This is a genomic window from Deltaproteobacteria bacterium (assembly GCA_005879535.1).
Taxonomy (GTDB): domain Bacteria; phylum Myxococcota; class Myxococcia; order Myxococcales; family 40CM-4-68-19; genus 40CM-4-68-19.
This window is the reverse complement of sequence record VBKI01000093.1, coordinates 39001-54677: the sequence shown is the minus strand read 5'-3', so window position 1 is coordinate 54677 and position 15677 is coordinate 39001. Positions and strand designations below refer to the sequence as shown.

Here is a 15677-nt window from a genome sequence, read left to right as displayed (position 1 = left end):
CCCAAACTAAAGCTGCACACCGAACTGCGCGGCGTCCTGAACCTTGAACACGAGTCCCAGCCCCGGACGCGAGAGATCCGGCCGCAGCAAGCCGTGAACCGGGGTCGGCGCGCCGTCGAAGAGCATCCGCTCGATTCTCTGGTGGTCGAAGAACCATTCGAGGTGCCGCACGCCCGGAAGCGCGCATCCAAGAGCCACGTGCAGCGCCGGTGCGCAATGCGTGGACATCGGCAATTCATGGGCGCGCACCAGCGCGTGCGCGTCGAGAAATCCGGTGAACCCACCGCAGCGGGTCACGTCCGCCTGGACCACGTCGAGCACGGGCAGCAGCTCGCGGAAGTCGTGCGGCTCCCATGCGTACTCCCCGCCCGTGACCTCCATCGGTGCCGCGTCACGGACGAGCCGCAGCCCCTGGAGATCGGTCTTCACCACGGGCTCCTCGAACCAGCTCACGCCCTCTTCGGCGAAGTCGCGCGCAAACCGGAGCGCCTGTTTGCGCGAGTACGCGCCGTTTGCGTCGACGAACAGCCCGCGTCCCCGCCCAATCGCCTTGCGCGCCGTCCGCACGCGCTGCAGGTCGCGATCCGGCTCGCGGCCCACCTTCATCTTCACGAAGCGGAACCCTTCGTCGGCCCATCGCGAGAGCTGGTCAGCGAGCCGGGATTCCGGATACGAGGTGAACCCTCCGCTGCCGTAGGCCGGAACCTCGGAGCGCACCGTCCCGAGCAGCTTCGCGACCGGAACGCCGAGCATCTTCGCCTTGAGGTCCCAGGCGGCGACATCCAGTGCCGAGATCGCCATCGCTCCGGCGCCGGAGCGGCCGTGGTTGCGGACGGACGCGCACGCTGCCTCGTAGATTCGGCGCGTATCGAACGGATGGAGCCCGCGCACCGCCGGGGCGACCACGTCGCGGAGGAGGCGCGCCGCGCCGGCATCCGCGTACGTGTATCCGAGCCCGCGCCAGGCTCCCGCTTGAACCTCCACCACGACCAGCGTGGTCTTGCTCCAGATGGCGGTGCCATCCGACTCCGGCTGGCTCTCCGTCGGAACGTCGTAAGCGGAGACCTGGATTTCGCCGATCTCCGCCAACGGTTATCCGCCTTTCTCGCCGTCTTTCTTGAAGACGCCGGCCACCGCCGCTTTGATCGTCTCGCCGATCATGTGCCGCTTGTCGGGATCCCCCTTGAGAACCGCCTTCGCGTACGCCTTCGCTTCCTCGAGCGTGACGTGCGGCGGCATCATGGGAAATTCCGGATCCACGAGCGCTTCCACCAGCACCGGCCGGTCCGCCGCCAGGGCGGCATCCCAGGTCCGTCCGACGTCCTCGGGCCGGTCGACGCGAAGACCGAGCAAGCCGAGAGATTCGGCGTACCCCGCGTAGGGAAAGTCCGGGATCTCTTGCGACCCTTCGAACTTGGGCTCGCCGGCCTGCGCTCGCAGCTCCCAGGTGACCATGTTGAGATCGCGGTTGTTGAGGACGAGCACGACGAAGCGCGGGTCCTTCCACTCCCTCCAGTACTTCTTGACGGTGACGAGGACGTTGTTGCCGTTCATCTGCATCGCGCCGTCGCCGACGAGCGCGAAGACCGGCCGGTCCGGGTAAGCAAACTTCGCCGCCACGGCATAGGGCATCGCCGGGCCCATGGTCGCCAGATTGCCCGAGAGCGAGCCCATCATTCCCGCCCGGAAATCGAGATACCGCGCGTACCAGGTAGCCGAGCTGCCGGAGTCGGCGGTGAAGATCGCGCGCTCCGGGAGGCGCTTGTTCAACTCGCGGTACACGAACGCCGGGTTGATCGGCTTCGCCTCCACGGCAGCGTGCGCCTCGAGGATCTGCCGCCATTCGCGCATGCTGCCCTCGATCTGCTGGCGCCAGCCGCGATTCACCTTCCGCTTCAGATACGGAAGGAGCGCCCGCAGGGTCTCCGCCGCGTCGCCGTGCAGGTTCACCTCCATCGGATAGCGGATCCCGAGCATGCGGCCCTTCAGATCGATCTGCACGCCGCGAGCCTGACCCTCCTTCGGGAGGAACTCCGAGTAGGGGAACGACGAGCCCACCATCAGCAGCGTGTCGCACTCGCTCATCATCTTCCACGACGCCTTGGTGCCGAGCAGACCAATGCTTCCGGTGCACCCGGGGGTATCGTCGGGAAGGACGGCCTTTCCCAATAGCGCCTTGGCAATGCCCGCGCCGAGCACGTCCGCCACCTGCACCACCTCGGCCGCCGCACGCATGCAGCCGGCGCCGACGAGCATCGCCACCTTCTGCCCGGCATTGAGCACCTCCGCGGCGCGCTTCAGGTCTTCGTCGCGGGGAACGATGCGGGGCGCCGTGTAGCCGACGCTGGAGTGGATGGTGTTGTGCGCGTGTTCCTGCTGCTCGACCGCCTTCTCCTCCTGCAAGTCCTTCGGAACGATGACGCAGGTGACGCACTTCTCGGAGATTGCAATGCGGAAGGCGCGATCGATCGCGTGACGGACCGACGAGGGTGCCGTCACCGTCGTCACGTAGTTGTGCGCCACGTCCTTGAACAGGTTCTGGAGGTCGACCTCCTGCTGGTATTCGCCGCCGAGCGCCGTGGTCGCGGACTGCCCGACGATGGCCACCACCGGCTGGTGATCCATCGCGGCGTCGTAAAGGCCGTTGAGCAGGTGGATCGCGCCGGGTCCCGAGGTCGCGAGGCATACTCCGGGTTCGCCGGTAAACTTTGCATGGGCGCCGGCCATGAATGCGGCCAGTTCCTCGTGACGCGCCTGGATGAACCGCGGTCGCTCGTCGCCCGCGTGCTCGAACGCGGCCATGATCCCGTTGATCCCGTCCCCGGGATAGCCAAAGACCCGCTGCACTCCCCACGCGCGCAGCCGCTGGTAGAGAAAATCGCCCACCGTCTTTGCCATACGAGCCTCCGTGTCAGGGTAGTTACCTGACGCGCACAGGACACGTGCCGAGTCGGCGCTTGCCAACTCGGTGGATCAATGGGCAGCATCCTCACACCCTCGCGCGCTCGCAGGCGACTGAGGGAGTGCGACGTTCGGTCGCTGCGGCATTCTGCATCCGCTTCCGCGAAAATTTTTCGGCTACCAAAAGCCTGGGCAGTCCGGACCCCGTGAGAACGGAATGAGCTCTCTGTTCAAGCCCTCTTCGAACACCGCGTTCCGGATCGCGCTGTTCGCCCTCGCGCTGCTATTCGGCGGCGGGTTGATTGCAGGCCCGATGATCTACGTACGGACGCCGTTCTATACGCAGCAACAGGATCCGGTGGACCAGCCGGTGCAGTTCGACCATCGCCACCACGTCGGCGATGAAGGCATCGACTGCCGCTACTGCCATTACCTGGTGGAGAAGTCGCCTGCAGCCGGCGTGCCGCCGACCTCGCTCTGCCTGAACTGCCACGAGCAGATCTGGAACAAGAGCCCCAAGCTAGCGCCGGTCCGCGAGAGCTATTTCGCCGACCGGCCCATCGTCTGGAACAAGGTCAACAAGCTGCCGCACTTCGTCTACTTCAACCATTCCATCCACGTGAAGCAGGGTGTCGGTTGCGTCACCTGCCATGGCCGCGTCGACGAGATGGCGCAGGTGGAAAAGGCGCAACCGCTGACCATGGGGTGGTGCCTGGAGTGCCATCGCCAGCCGGAGAGATATCTGCGACCGCGCGATCAGGTCACCAGCATGACCTACAAGCCGAAGAGCGATCAGCTCGCGATCGGCCGGGAGCTGAAAGAGCAGTACCACGTCGAGACCCGCACGAGCTGCACCACATGCCATCGCTGAAGTCACTTCCCATTGCCGGCCAGCGGCAGAAGGTTTGGCGCGGCCTCGACGAGCACGCTGCGGCGCCGGCTCTCTCACGGGAGCTGCGACCCGAGGCACCTCCCGACGACGCGACTTCGCGGCGAAGCGTGCTGCAGCTCCTTGGCGCCTCGGCCGCGCTGGCCACCCTCGGTGGATGCCTGAAGCCGCCGGACGAAAAGATCCTTCCGTACACGCGACAGCCGCCGGAAGTGACGCCCGGAAATCCTCTTCACTACGCGACGGCGACCACCATCGACGGCCGCGCCACCGGCCTGCTGGTCACCGCCAACGAAGGGCGGCCGACGAAGATCGAGGGCAATCCCGATCACCCCTCGAGCCGCGGAGCGGTGGGGCCGCTGGAACAGGCGGAGCTGCTGAGACTGTACGACCCGCAACGCCTGAAGGTCGTGCAGAACCGCGGCCAGGATCGATCCTGGCGCGACTTCCTCCAGGCCGCGGCCGCAAGAGCGCGGGCCGTGCGCGACGCCCGCGGAGAGGGGCTGCGCTTCCTGATGGAGCCCGGTTCCTCGCCGCTCATCGCGCACCTGCGCCAGCGGCTGACCGACCTCTATCCGCGCGCCAGGTTCTCCTCCTGGAGCGCCATCCCGCTGCAGCAGGTCCACGACGGAGCGCAGCTCGCCTACGGCGGCGCTTACGAGACGCGCCTCGATCTTTCCCGGGCGCGCGTCGTGCTTTCGCTGGACTCGGACCTTCTCGCGGCCCTGCCGGGGACGCTTTCCGCGATGGGCGATTGGGCGGCAAAGCGCGACCCCGAACAGGGGCCGATGGCGAGGCTCTACGCCGTCGAAAGCAACCTGACGGTGACGGGAATGAACGCCGATCACCGCCTGCGCCTGAAGCCGACCGACGTGCATCGCTTCGGGCTCGCGTTGCTGGGCCGGCTCGCGGCGCAGGTGCCGGCGCTCGCGCGCTACGCGCCGCTGCAACAGCGGTTCCGGCTGCCAGCGGAGAGCGCGAAGTTCGCCGATGCCGTGGCGAAGGATCTGGTGAAGGCCGCCGGCGGCTCCCTGGTCTGCGTCGGGGCGCGCCAGCCGCCGGTGCTGCACGCCGTGGCGCACGCGATCAACACCGCCTTGGTCAGCGCCTGCGCCGCCGTCGCGCGCCCGGTGCTGCACGAGACCGACGCCGGCCCGCGCTCGCTGCGTCAGCTCAGCGAGGAGATGCGCGCCGGCCGCGTCGGCACGCTCGTGATCACCGCGTGGAACCCGGTCTACGGCGCGCCTGCCGACCTCAATTTCGGAAAGGCGCTTTCGCAGGTGCCCTTCTCCGTGTACCGCTCGCTGTACCTCGACGAGACGGCGGAGCGCGCCGGCTGGGTACTCCCGGCGCTACATCCGCTGGAGAGCTGGGGCGACGCGCGGGCGCACGACGGGACCGTCACCTTCGTGCAGCCGCTGATCTCGCCGCTCTATGCCGGCGTGAGCGAGGCCGAGACGCTCGCCGCTTTTCTCGGCGAGGGCGATCGCACGGCGTACACGCAGCTGCGCGAGCTCTGGCAGTCGCAGAGGCCCGGCGAGTTCGCGCTCAATTGGGAGAAATGGCTCGCCGACGGCTTCATCTCGGGCACGGCGACACGCCCTGAATCGCCGGCAGTGCGCCACGAGCAGATCCTCGCCGCGGCGATGCAGGTCCCGGCGTCGGAGTCGGCGCCAGGCCTGGAGATCAACATCGTCCCGGACTACCGCGTTTGGGACGGCCGATTCGGCAACATCTCCTGGCTGCAGGAACTGCCTGATCCGGTGACGAAGGTCACCTGGGAGAACGCGGCGCTGATCGCGCCGAACACCGCGAAGAAGCTCGGCCTCAGCCAGGGTGAGCGCGTCGATCTCGGCCTCCGCGGGCCGCCGGCGCACGCTCCGGTCGTGCTCGCGCCGGGTCATGCCGAGGACTGCGTCACCGTCTCCCTCGGATACGGGCGCCGCGGAGCGGGCGAAGCGCTCTGTCGTGATCTGGGATTCGACACCAGCACCTTGCGCCACAGCGACCACCCCTGGTTTGCGCCGGGCTTGACGGTCACGCGAGTCGGCGGAAGAGCGCTGATCGCGCAGACGCAGGAGCACCACTCGATGGAGGGTCGGCTGATCGCGGCCTCCACTACCGTGGCGAAACTGAAGGAGACCGGCGAGGAGCTGGCCGAGCACCGGGGCTCGCTCCTGACCGCATACCCGGGGGACAGCTACGCCGGGTACCGATGGGGCATGGCGATCGATCTCTCGCGCTGCACCGGCTGCAGCTCCTGCATGATCGCCTGCGTCGCCGAGAACAACATTCCGATGGTCGGCAAGGAGCAGGTGGCGAAGAGCCGCGAAATGCACTGGCTGCGCGTCGACCGCTACTTCACCGGCGACGATACCGGGAACCCCGGCGTCGTCTTCCAGCCGCTGATGTGCGTGCACTGCGAATATGCGCCCTGCGAGTACGTGTGCCCCGTCAACGCGACCGTCCACAGCGACGAGGGCCTCAACGAGATGGTCTACAACCGGTGCGTCGGCACGCGGTACTGCTCGAACAACTGCCCGTACAAGGTCCGCCGGTTCAACTTCTTCTCGTACACGTCGGACTACACCGACACGGAGAAGATGGCCTTCAACCCGGACGTGACGGTGCGCGCGCGCGGCGTCATGGAGAAGTGCACCTATTGCGTGCAGCGGATCGAGCGCGCCCGCATCCACACCCGCCTGCAGGATCGCCGGATCCGCGACGGCGAGGTGCTCACGGCCTGCCAGCAGGCCTGCCCCGCCGAAGCCATCGTCTTCGGCGATCTCAACGACTCGAACGCGAAGGTGCGCAAGCTGCACGAAGCGGAGCGCCGCTACGACCTGCTGCACGAGCTGGGGACGCGGCCGCGGACCGCGTACCTGGCGCGCGTCATGAACCCCAACCCGGAGCTGGCGTGATGGCGGAAGCGGTCCTCGACGCGCGGCTGCTCCCGCTTCCTCTGATCGAGGGGGCCCAGGACGACGGCACGCTGAACAAGTCGCTCAACGCCTACGTCTGGCAGGCGCCGCAGCGGGGATGGCTCGCGCTGCTGCTGCTCGGCATGGCCGGCACCGGCGTGCTCTTCTCGGCGATCGCGCTGACCATCGCGAAGGGCATCGGGCTGTGGGGCAACAACATCCCCGTCGGCTGGGCGTTCGGGATCATCAATTTCGTCTGGTGGATCGGGATCGGGCACGCCGGCACGCTGATCAGCGCGATCCTGCTCCTCTTCCAGCAGAAGTGGCGCACCAGCATCAACCGGTTCGCCGAGGCTATGACGCTCTTCGCCGTCATGCAGGCGGCGTTGTTCCCGGTGCTGCACACCGGGCGCCCGTGGTTCGCCATCTACTGGCTGTTCCCATACCCGAGCACGAATTCGATCTGGCCGCAGTTCAAGAGCCCCCTGATGTGGGACGTGTTCGCGGTGAGCACGTACTTCATCACTTCGCTGCTCTTCTGGTACCTGGGACTGATCCCCGACCTGGCTGCACTGCGCGACAGCTCTACCAGCCGGCGCGCCCGCATCGGTTACGGCATCTTCGCGCTCGGGTGGCGCGGCAGCGCGCGGCACTGGCACCACTACAAGATCGCGTACCTGCTGCTGGCGGGCCTCGCCACGCCGCTGGTGCTCTCGGTCCACACCATCGTGTCCTGGGACTTCGCCCTTTCCATCCTGCCCGGCTGGCACACCACCATCTTCCCGCCGTACTTCGTCGCCGGCGCCGTCTTCTCGGGCTTCGCCATGGTGTTGACGCTGCTCATCCCGGCGCGCCGCTACATGGGGCTGAAGCACGTCGTGACTGCCCGTCACCTGGAAGCGATGGCCAAGGTGATGCTGCTCACCGGCCTGATCGTCGAGTACGGCTATCTGATGGAGCACTTCGCCGCCTGGTACAGCGGCAACGAATACGAGCAGCACATCTTCTTCGTCACCCGCCCCAGGGGCCCCTACGCCTGGGCCTACTTCACCCAGATGTTCTGCAACGTGGTCGTGCCGCAGATGTTCTGGACCCGGTGGGCGCGCCGGAACGTCTGGACGCTGTGGATCGGGGCGGTGCTGGTGAACGTCGGGATGTGGTTCGAGCGCTTCAACATCATCGTCACTTCGCTGCACCAGGACTTCATTCCCTCGAACTGGGCGATGTACTACCCGACCTGGGTGGATCTCTCGCTCCTCTTCGGGACCATCTGCTTCTTCGGGACCCTCTTCCTCATCTTCCTCAAGTTCCTTCCGGCCGTGGCCACGAGCGAGTTGAAGGAGCTGAACCATGAGCTGGCTCACGGGGGCGGAATGAGCGAGCTGGAAGGAGCGCGTCCATGAGGCGCTTCGTCCTCGGCGAATTCACCGAGCCCGACGCCTGCGTCGAGGCGGCGCGCAGGCTGCGCGAGGGCGGCGTCCAGGGCCTCGATGCGTACTCGCCCTATCCCCTGCACGGGATCGACGATGCCTTGGCGATTCAGCGCAGCAAGGTGCCGGTGGTGGCCCTCACCGGAGGCGTCTTGGGCGCGCTCGGCGGCTACACCCTGCAATGGTACCTGAACAGCAGGGCATACCCGATCAACGTGGGCAGCCGTCCCCAGCACGGCTTCTGGACGAACATTCCCATCACCTTCGAGTCCGGCGTGCTGATCGCGGTGCTCTCGATCTTCTTCGGCTCGATCTTCTGGTTCTTCAGGCTGCCGCGCACCTACCACCCGGTCTTCGAGTCCGAGCGGTTCCGCACCGCCTCGCTCGACGCCTTCTGGATCAGCGCGGAAACCTCCGACGAGAACGCCGTCGCCGATCTGGAGAGGAAGTTCCGCGAAGCGGGCGCGCACAAGGTGCACACCGTGGCGGAGGCCACATGAAGCGCCTCCTCCTCCTCGCGGCGCTCGCGACCGCCTGCGGCGACACCACGCTGTTCGATCCGATGGAGCGTCAGCCCAAGTTCAAGCCGTTCGCCGGCAACCCGCTCTACGAGGACGGGCGCGCCATGCGCCAGCCGCCCGAGGGCACGGTTCCGCGCGAGCGGCAGACGCTGCGCCCGGAAATCACCACCGGGCGCGACCGCGCCGGTCAGATCGTCAGCGCCATCCCCATCCCGCTGACGCGCGAGCTGATGCTGCAGGGTCGTACGAAGTTCGAGATCCACTGCGCCGTCTGCCACGGTCTGGTGGGCGACGGGGTCTCCCTGGTCGCCACGCAGATGTCGCTGCGGCCGCCGCCCAACCTGCACAAGCTGAGCAATCCAGGCCCCGGCCACGTCTTCCAGGTGATCAGCGAGGGCTACGGCCTGATGGCCTCCTACGCCCCCGAGCTCACGCCCCAGGAAAGGTGGGCGGTGGTGGCGTATCTGCAGGCGCTGCGGCGGAGCCAATCCGCGACGCTCGCCGATGCCCCGCCGGACATCCGGCAGAAGCTGCGCGCGGAGAAGGAACGATGACGGAGCGGCGCGCGCTGCCCGATGCCAACCTGCCCCCGTGGTCAGGCGGCCGGACGCAGGTCATGGGCGCGGCCATCGCCGGCGCCGTCGGCCTCCTCTTGACGTTCATCGGCATGGCCGTTTCGCCCCAGCGGGCGCTGCTCGCGTACCTCGTCGCCTACGTGTACTGGCTCGGCCTCGCCATCGGCGCGGTGACGCTAGTGATGGCGAATCACGCGGCCGGCGCACGCTGGAACGTGACCGTTCGCCGCTTCAGCGAGACGTTCGGCGCCGTCATCCCGCTGTTCATCGTCCTCTTCCTCCCGCTGCTCTTCGGCGCGAAGCACGTCTGGTTCTGGGTCGCGCCGCACGAACCGGTCAGCAAGGAGATGCACGAGCTGCTGCACCACAAGCGTCCTTACCTGAACCTCGGCTTCTTCATCGTCCGCGCGGCGATCTACTTCGCCGTCTGGAGCGCGTTCGCCTGGCTGATGCGCGCCTGGTCGCTGCGTCAGGACGAGACGGCGGATCCGGCCTTGACCGTGCGCGCGCGCTGGTGGTCGCCGCCGGGTCTCTTGCTCTTCGCCATCACCTTCACGTTCGCGGCCTTCGACTGGCTGATGTCGCTGCAACCCACCTGGTACTCGACCATTTTCGGCCTCTACATCTACATCGGCGCCTTCGTCGCTTCGATCGCGCTGCTCTGCCTGGTGATCACCGGAGTGCGCTCCAGCGGGTCGGCGCTCGGCGCGGTGATCTCGGTGGACCAGCAGCACAACGCCGGCAAGCTGCTGCTCGCCTTCACCGCCTTCTGGGCGTACATGGCGTTCTCGCAGTACATGCTGATCTGGGCGGGCAACCTCCCCGAAGAGTTGCAGTGGATCGTGGTCCGCAGCCACGGCGTGTGGCGGCCGGTCGGCATCCTCATCCTGGTCGGACACTTCGTGGTGCCCTTCTTCCTGCTGCTTTCCCGCGACCTGAAGCGCAGCGCGCCGGCGCTCGGTGGCGTCGCCGCCTGGATGCTGGTCATCCACTACATCGATCTCTACTGGGTGGTGATGCCCGCCGCCGAGGAGGCGCGCCTCGGTCTGCATTGGACGCACGTCACCGCCTTCGCCGGCGTGGGCGGCGTCAGCATCGCCGCGGCCCTCTTCCTCTTCCGCGCCGCCCGGCCAGTGCCAGTGGGCGATCCGTTCCTGAGCGATTCTCTGAGGTACGTGCAGCCATGAGCCACGAACCGTCCCATTCGACCGAGCACATGTCCCCACCACCGGAGCAGGCGGAGGAAGGAATCCGCTGGTTCGGCGTCATCGGCACCGGCTTCGCGTCCATCCTCATCTTCACGATCGCGACCTTCGTCGTCTACCGGTACATGGAGCAGCGCGAGAGATCGCTCCAGCCCGTCGGGCCGCTTCCCATCCCGGCGGAGATGGGCAAGGCGGAGGTGGGCATCGTCGATCAGGTGCCGTTCGACGTGACGCGGGCCTCGCAGGCGTACCGCAGCGAACGCATCGAGCGCCTGTCCAGCTGGGGCTGGATGGATCGCAAGCAGGGGACCATCCACATCCCCATCGATCGCGCGATGGATCTGGTGCTCGCCGAGCAGAAGGAGCCGAAGAAGTGATTCTCGCGCTGATGCTCCTCGCACAGGTGGCGGCGGCGCAGGATGCGCCGGTCGACGTGGTCGAGCGTCTGGGCGAGCGGGTCGCCAACGCCTGGTTCATGGACAGCGAATCCAACCGCGTGGAGCTCCGTAACCTGACTGCGCGGGGAAAGCCGGTCGTCCTCACGCTCATCTACTTCGACTGCCCGATGCTCTGCAGCCTGGTGCAGAAAGGCGTGATCAAGGCGATCAACGAGAGCGGGCTTCGGCTCGCCGAGGACTACTACGGACTGACGGTCAGCTTCTCGCCCAAGGACCGCGTTCCGGAAGCGCGGCTGCGCCAAGGCGGATATCTGCAGACGCTGCGCAACGCCGGAAGAGCGTATCCCGCGCACTGGCCGTTCCTCACCGGCGGGGACACCGCGATCAGGACGCTCGCCGAATCGCTGGGCTTCCGCTACCGGTACGACAAGGAGGCGGAGCAGTACGAGCATCCCGCGGTGAGCATGATCCTCGGCCCCGACGGCCGGATCTCCCGCTACCTGTACGGCGTGGAATTCCCGGCGCGCGATCTCCGGCTCGCCGTCGTGGAAGCGTCCGAGGGAAAAGTCGGGACCACCCTCGACCGCGTGATCCTCCGCTGCTTCAAGTACGATCCCGCCTCGCGCAAATACCACTTCTACGTCATGGGTGCGCTCCGGCTCGGCGCCAGCGGGTTCGCGTTGGCGCTGGCCGCGCTGTTGGGCTTCCTCTGGTGGCGGGAGATCAAGTCCGCGCGCGCCGGGCGTCCTTCGCCATCGAGGGGGACGGGCGCATGAACGAGGTCCTGCGCAAGCTGCTCTTCCTGCCCGATCAGGCGTCGACGTTCGCCCGCGACGTCGACCGGCTGCACTACTTCGTCATCCTCACCACCTTCGTGATGTCCACGGCGGTGGGCCTCACCACCATCCTCTTCTTCATCCGCTACCGCCGCCGCTCCGAGACGCAGACCACCCCGCACATCGAGCCGCCGATGTGGATGGAGGCGCTCTTCATCGGCGTTCCGCTCAGCTTCTTCACCCTCTGGTTCTTCCTCGGATACCGCGAGTTCGTGCGCCAGCAGACGCCACCCGCCGACTCGATGGACGTCTACGTGATGGGCAAGAAGTGGATGTGGAAGTTCGCCTATCCGGACGGCCCCAACGCGATCAACGTCCTGCGGGTCCCGGCGGGACGCAACGTCCGCCTGCTGATGACTTCCCGCGACGTCATCCACTCGTTCTACGTGCCGGAATTCCGCATCAAGCAGGACGTCTTGCCGGGCCGGTACACGCAGACCTGGTTCAATGCCACCACGCCCGGGCGGTACCAGATCCTCTGCGCCGAGTACTGCGGCGCCGGTCATTCGATCATGCGCGGCGAGGTCATCGTCCTCAAGGCCCAGGACTTCGAGGACTGGCTCGCTTTCCAGCACCGCGGGGTGGTCGCCACCCAGGATGGCCAGCCGACGGCGCTCGACTTCGCGCCGCCGCTGGGGAACATGGTCGATCAGGGGCGGCGGATCGCGGCCGAGCAGGGCTGCGTCAAGTGCCACTCCACGGACGGCACCCGGCACATCGGGCCCACCTGGCTCGACCTCTACCACCGCCGCGAGAAGCTGACCGACGGCAAGACGGTGGAAGCCGACGAGGCTTATCTCACCGAATCGATGATGGATCCCGCGCTCAAGGTCGTGGAGGGCTTCCAGCCGGTAATGCCCAGCTTCCAGGGGAAGCTCGCCGGGCCCGAGGTGGCTGCGCTCGTCGAATACATCAAGTCGCTGCAGAGCGACGCGGTCCGCACCGGACCGTCGGAAGGACCCGCCTATGCGCCTATCCGAGGCCGATAGCCAGGCGCTGGCCGGCGCGCCGCCCGCGCCGACATACCTGGAGGACGGCACCACCGTGCTGTCGTGGCTGAACACGCGCGATCACAAGCGCGTGGGGGTGATGTTCCTGGCGTCGGTGATCTTCTTCTTCTTCGTCGGGGGGATCTTCGCGCTGCTTTTGCGCTTCAAGCTGCTCCAGCCTGGCCCGTTCTTCGTCGATGCCATCAGCTACAACCGCATGTTCACGCTTCACGGCGTGGTGATGATCTTCCTCTTCCTCATCCCCTCCATCCCCAGCGCATTCGGGAACTTCGTGCTCCCGCTGATGATCGGCGCGCGAGACGTCGCCTTCCCCCGGCTCAATCTCTTCTCCTACTACCTGTATCTGATCGGAGCGGCGGTAGCGCTGTGGGGGATGGTGCACGGGGGCGCGGACACGGGCTGGACGTTCTACACGCCCTACTCGAGCACCTCGCCCACACAGGTGGCGCCGATCCTCCTCGGCGCGTTCATCGTCGGATTCAGCTCCATCCTCACTGGCGTCAACTTCATCGTTACCGTGCACACCCTGCGCGCGCCGGGGCTGAACTGGATGAAGCTGCCGCTCTTCGTCTGGAGCACGTACGCGACCAGCATCATCCAGATCCTCGCCACGCCGGTGCTCGGGATCACGCTGCTGATCGTCACCGTCGAGCGCATCGGCGGATTCGGCCTCTTCGATCCGGCGCGCGGCGGCGACCCGGTGCTCTTCCAGCACATGTTCTGGTTCTACTCGCACCCGGCCGTCTACATCATGATCCTGCCGGCGATGGGCGTGATCTCCGAGTGCGTCTGCGCCTTCTCGCGCAAGAACGCGTTCGGCTACCGGGCCATCGCCTTCAGCTCCATTGGGATCGCCTTCGTCGGGTTCTTCACCTGGGGACACCACTTGTTCGTGGCCGGGCAGAGCACGTTCGTGGGCGGCGCCTTCGGGCTGCTCTCGATGTTCGTCGGCATCTTCACGGCCATCAAGGTCTTCAACTGGGTGGGGACGATGTACCGCGGCGCCATCACCTTCCGGACGCCCTTCGCGTACATCTGCGGCTTCCTCTACTTCCTCGTCTTCGGCGGCATGACCGGCGTCGCGCTGGCCACGACGTCGCTGGACATCCACTGGCACGACACCTACTTCATCATCGCGCACTTCCACTTCATCATGGTGGGCGCGTCGGTGATGGCCTTCCTCGCGGCGCTCCACTACTGGTTCCCGAAGATGTTCGGCCGCGTCTACCACGAGGGGTGGGGCCTGGTTGCGGCCTCGCTCATCATCCTCGGATTCAACGCCACCTTCATCCCGCAGTTCCTGCTCGGCAACTACGGGATGCCCCGCCGGTACTACCAGTACCCGGAGCATTTCCAGGCGCTGAATGTCGCTTCCACCGCCGGCGCGACGCTGCTCGGGTTCGGATTCGTCATCATCGTCATCTACCTCGCCATCGCGCTCAGGTACGGGCAGCGCTCCGAGTCCAATCCCTGGGGCAGCAAGGGATTCGAATGGATGACGGCATCGCCGCCGCCGACGCACAACTTCGATCAGATCCCGACCATCACCCAGATGCCGCACGACTACCGCACGCATGAGCCGCCGGGGGTGATCAGTGTCGCATGAAGTTGCCGGCCTGCCGGAAGGGATTCTCGGCCACCACTTCTCCTCGCTCGCCCGCCAGAACGAGGCGATGCGCCTGGGAATGTGGCTCTTCCTCGCCACCGAGATCCTGCTCTTCGGCGGGCTCTTCTGCGGCTACGCGGTGTACCGCTTCCAGTTCCAGCTCGCGTTCGCCGAGTGCAGCCGGCACCTGAATCTCACCGCCGGAACGGTGAACACGCTGGTGCTGATTACCTCCAGCCTTACCGTCGCGCTCGCCATCCACTTCGCGCGCACCAACCGGCAGCGCGCCGCGGTGATCTGCCTCGTCCTCACCATCCTCTTCGCCCTCGGGTTCCTCGGCATCAAGGCCATCGAGTACACCGAACACTTCCACGAGCGCGCGCTGCCCGGGAAGTACTACGCCTTCGAGGCAGTGAAGGTGCCCGGCGCGGCGATGTTCTACTCGCTCTACTTCCTGATGACGGGGCTGCACGGACTGCACGTCGTGATCGGGATGAGCGTGCTCGCCTGGATCCTCTGGCGCACCGTCCAGGGCCGTTACAGTTCGAAGTACTACACGGGGCTCGAGCTCGGCGGCCTCTACTGGCACCTCGTCGACCTGATCTGGATTTTCCTCTACCCGCTGCTGTACCTGATCTGAGGAGCTGCGCGTGAGCGAGAGTGGACCGAGCGGACGGGCCGGGGTGGCGCTCCATCCCGGGGATCTTCACGAGGAGCACGAGCTATCGGCGATCTGGTACATCGCCGTCTGGATCGCATTGGTGTTCTTCACCTTCCTGACCTGGTTCACCGGCAAGCAGCACCTCGGCACCTGGGCGCTGTTCATCGCGCTGGCCATCGCCTGCACCAAGAGCGTGCTGGTGGCGCTCATCTTCATGCACCTGAAAGACTCGTCGGGCATGACGCGCCTGGTTTTCGTCACCTCGCTGGTCTTCGTCGCCCTGCTCCTCTTCTTCACTGTGGCGGACGTGGCCACGCGGTTCCGCCCGGCCACGCCGGCGGGAGCGCCGTTCGGGACGGAGCGCTCGCAGCCGGAAGGTCTGCTCGAGCATGAAATGCCCGAGTGAGCTTCGCGCCGGCGGCCGGCGTCACGGGTGTTTGGACTGATCCTCCGCGGCGACCTTGCCGATGTTGTCGCGCCGACCGCGATCGTCAGGAGCGTTCCCCAGCGCAAAGCGCCGCTCGGCCTCGGCGAAGTCGCGCAGCACCTCTTCCGCCGAGCCGTAGCGTTCCTTCGGCAGCGCCTTGAAGAAGTTGATCACCTCGACCGGCGCCTCGTTGTCCTCGGCGGTCTCCACCAGGTCCTCGCGCGTGACCGGATATTCCACCTGCGCAAGTTGCGCCGCGGGGCTGCGCCTCGGATCCTCTCCGATTCCTCTTGCCAT

15 protein-coding genes are annotated in these 15677 nt (G+C 66.7%); 12 read left to right on the top strand and 3 right to left on the bottom strand.

Features of this window, described 5'->3' with window-relative positions; translation table 11 throughout:
• Positions 1-6: 6 nt before the first annotated feature.
• Positions 7-1089, bottom strand: coding sequence for a mandelate racemase (locus E6J58_22450; protein TMB32683.1), 1083 nt, complete (start codon positions 1087-1089; stop codon positions 7-9).
• A 3-nt stretch (positions 1090-1092) separates the two neighbouring features.
• The gene (locus E6J58_22445; protein ID TMB32682.1) at positions 1093-2898 is read right to left on the bottom strand and encodes a thiamine pyrophosphate-requiring protein; all 1806 of its coding nucleotides are present in this window, start codon (positions 2896-2898) and stop codon (positions 1093-1095) included.
• A 220-nt stretch (positions 2899-3118) separates the two neighbouring features.
• Here E6J58_22445 and E6J58_22440 point away from each other — a divergent pair, with 220 nt between their 5' ends.
• The 12 genes from E6J58_22440 to E6J58_22385 all read left to right on the top strand — a co-directional run bounded on the left by E6J58_22440 (position 3119) and on the right by E6J58_22385 (position 15359).
• Positions 3119-3772: a cytochrome C gene (locus tag E6J58_22440; GenBank protein TMB32681.1), complete on the top strand. Its 654-nt coding sequence runs from the start codon at positions 3119-3121 to the stop codon at positions 3770-3772.
• Entirely contained in the window at positions 3760-6711 is a 2952-nt protein-coding gene (locus tag E6J58_22435) for a 4Fe-4S dicluster domain-containing protein (GenBank protein TMB32680.1), read from the top strand. The genes E6J58_22440 and E6J58_22435 overlap by 13 nt, the downstream gene beginning before the upstream one ends.
• On the top strand, positions 6711-8114 hold the full coding sequence (locus tag E6J58_22430; protein ID TMB32679.1) for a hydrogenase: 1404 nt from the start codon (positions 6711-6713) through the stop codon (positions 8112-8114). The genes E6J58_22435 and E6J58_22430 overlap by 1 nt, the downstream gene beginning before the upstream one ends.
• Positions 8111-8641: a DUF3341 domain-containing protein gene (locus tag E6J58_22425; GenBank protein ID TMB32678.1), complete on the top strand. Its 531-nt coding sequence runs from the start codon at positions 8111-8113 to the stop codon at positions 8639-8641. Before E6J58_22430 ends, E6J58_22425 begins: the two co-directional genes overlap by 4 nt.
• Entirely contained in the window at positions 8638-9216 is a 579-nt protein-coding gene (locus tag E6J58_22420; protein ID TMB32677.1) for a cytochrome c, read from the top strand. The genes E6J58_22425 and E6J58_22420 overlap by 4 nt, the downstream gene beginning before the upstream one ends.
• A complete protein-coding gene (locus tag E6J58_22415; GenBank protein TMB32676.1) occupies positions 9213-10424 on the top strand; it encodes a hypothetical protein in 1212 nt (403 codons plus the stop codon). Before E6J58_22420 ends, E6J58_22415 begins: the two co-directional genes overlap by 4 nt.
• A complete protein-coding gene (locus E6J58_22410; protein ID TMB32675.1) occupies positions 10421-10819 on the top strand; it encodes a hypothetical protein in 399 nt (132 codons plus the stop codon). Before E6J58_22415 ends, E6J58_22410 begins: the two co-directional genes overlap by 4 nt.
• Positions 10816-11616, top strand: a complete 801-nt coding sequence (locus E6J58_22405) for an SCO family protein (protein TMB32674.1) — start codon at positions 10816-10818, stop codon at positions 11614-11616. The genes E6J58_22410 and E6J58_22405 overlap by 4 nt, the downstream gene beginning before the upstream one ends.
• Entirely contained in the window at positions 11613-12665 is a 1053-nt protein-coding gene (coxB, locus tag E6J58_22400) for a cytochrome c oxidase subunit II (GenBank protein ID TMB32673.1), read from the top strand. The genes E6J58_22405 and coxB overlap by 4 nt, the downstream gene beginning before the upstream one ends.
• A complete protein-coding gene (locus tag E6J58_22395) occupies positions 12643-14292 on the top strand; it encodes a cytochrome c oxidase subunit I (protein TMB32672.1) in 1650 nt (549 codons plus the stop codon). Before coxB ends, E6J58_22395 begins: the two co-directional genes overlap by 23 nt.
• A 67-nt stretch (positions 14293-14359) precedes the next feature.
• Positions 14360-14932 carry a cytochrome c oxidase subunit 3 family protein gene (locus tag E6J58_22390; protein TMB32731.1) on the top strand — a complete coding sequence of 191 codons (573 nt, stop codon included), beginning with the start codon at positions 14360-14362 and terminating at the stop codon, positions 14930-14932.
• A gap of 43 nt (positions 14933-14975) precedes the next feature.
• Complete coding sequence (locus E6J58_22385; GenBank protein ID TMB32730.1) at positions 14976-15359, top strand: oxidase; 384 nt, start codon at positions 14976-14978, stop codon at positions 15357-15359.
• Positions 15360-15380: 21 nt separating this feature from the next.
• Here E6J58_22385 and E6J58_22380 read toward each other — a convergent pair whose 3' ends face one another.
• Complete coding sequence (locus tag E6J58_22380; protein TMB32671.1) at positions 15381-15677, bottom strand: DUF2795 domain-containing protein; 297 nt, start codon at positions 15675-15677, stop codon at positions 15381-15383.

Bases quoted from the DNA above. Each gene is read 5' to 3' on its own strand.
- E6J58_22445 (TMB32682.1), bottom strand. From the start codon at position 2,898: ATGGCAAAGACGGTGGGCGATTTTCTCTACCAGCGGCTGCGCGCGTGG.
- E6J58_22440 (TMB32681.1), top strand. From the start codon at position 3,119: ATGAGCTCTCTGTTCAAGCCCTCTTCGAACACCGCGTTCCGGATCGCG.
- E6J58_22435 (TMB32680.1), top strand. From the start codon at position 3,760: ATGCCATCGCTGAAGTCACTTCCCATTGCCGGCCAGCGGCAGAAGGTT.
- E6J58_22430 (TMB32679.1), top strand. From the start codon at position 6,711: ATGGCGGAAGCGGTCCTCGACGCGCGGCTGCTCCCGCTTCCTCTGATC.
- E6J58_22425 (TMB32678.1), top strand. From the start codon at position 8,111: ATGAGGCGCTTCGTCCTCGGCGAATTCACCGAGCCCGACGCCTGCGTC.
- E6J58_22420 (TMB32677.1), top strand. From the start codon at position 8,638: ATGAAGCGCCTCCTCCTCCTCGCGGCGCTCGCGACCGCCTGCGGCGAC.
- E6J58_22415 (TMB32676.1), top strand. From the start codon at position 9,213: ATGACGGAGCGGCGCGCGCTGCCCGATGCCAACCTGCCCCCGTGGTCA.
- E6J58_22410 (TMB32675.1), top strand. From the start codon at position 10,421: ATGAGCCACGAACCGTCCCATTCGACCGAGCACATGTCCCCACCACCG.
- coxB (TMB32673.1), top strand. From the start codon at position 11,613: ATGAACGAGGTCCTGCGCAAGCTGCTCTTCCTGCCCGATCAGGCGTCG.
- E6J58_22395 (TMB32672.1), top strand. From the start codon at position 12,643: ATGCGCCTATCCGAGGCCGATAGCCAGGCGCTGGCCGGCGCGCCGCCC.
- E6J58_22390 (TMB32731.1), top strand. From the start codon at position 14,360: ATGCGCCTGGGAATGTGGCTCTTCCTCGCCACCGAGATCCTGCTCTTC.
- E6J58_22380 (TMB32671.1), bottom strand. From the start codon at position 15,677: ATGGCAAGAGGAATCGGAGAGGATCCGAGGCGCAGCCCCGCGGCGCAA.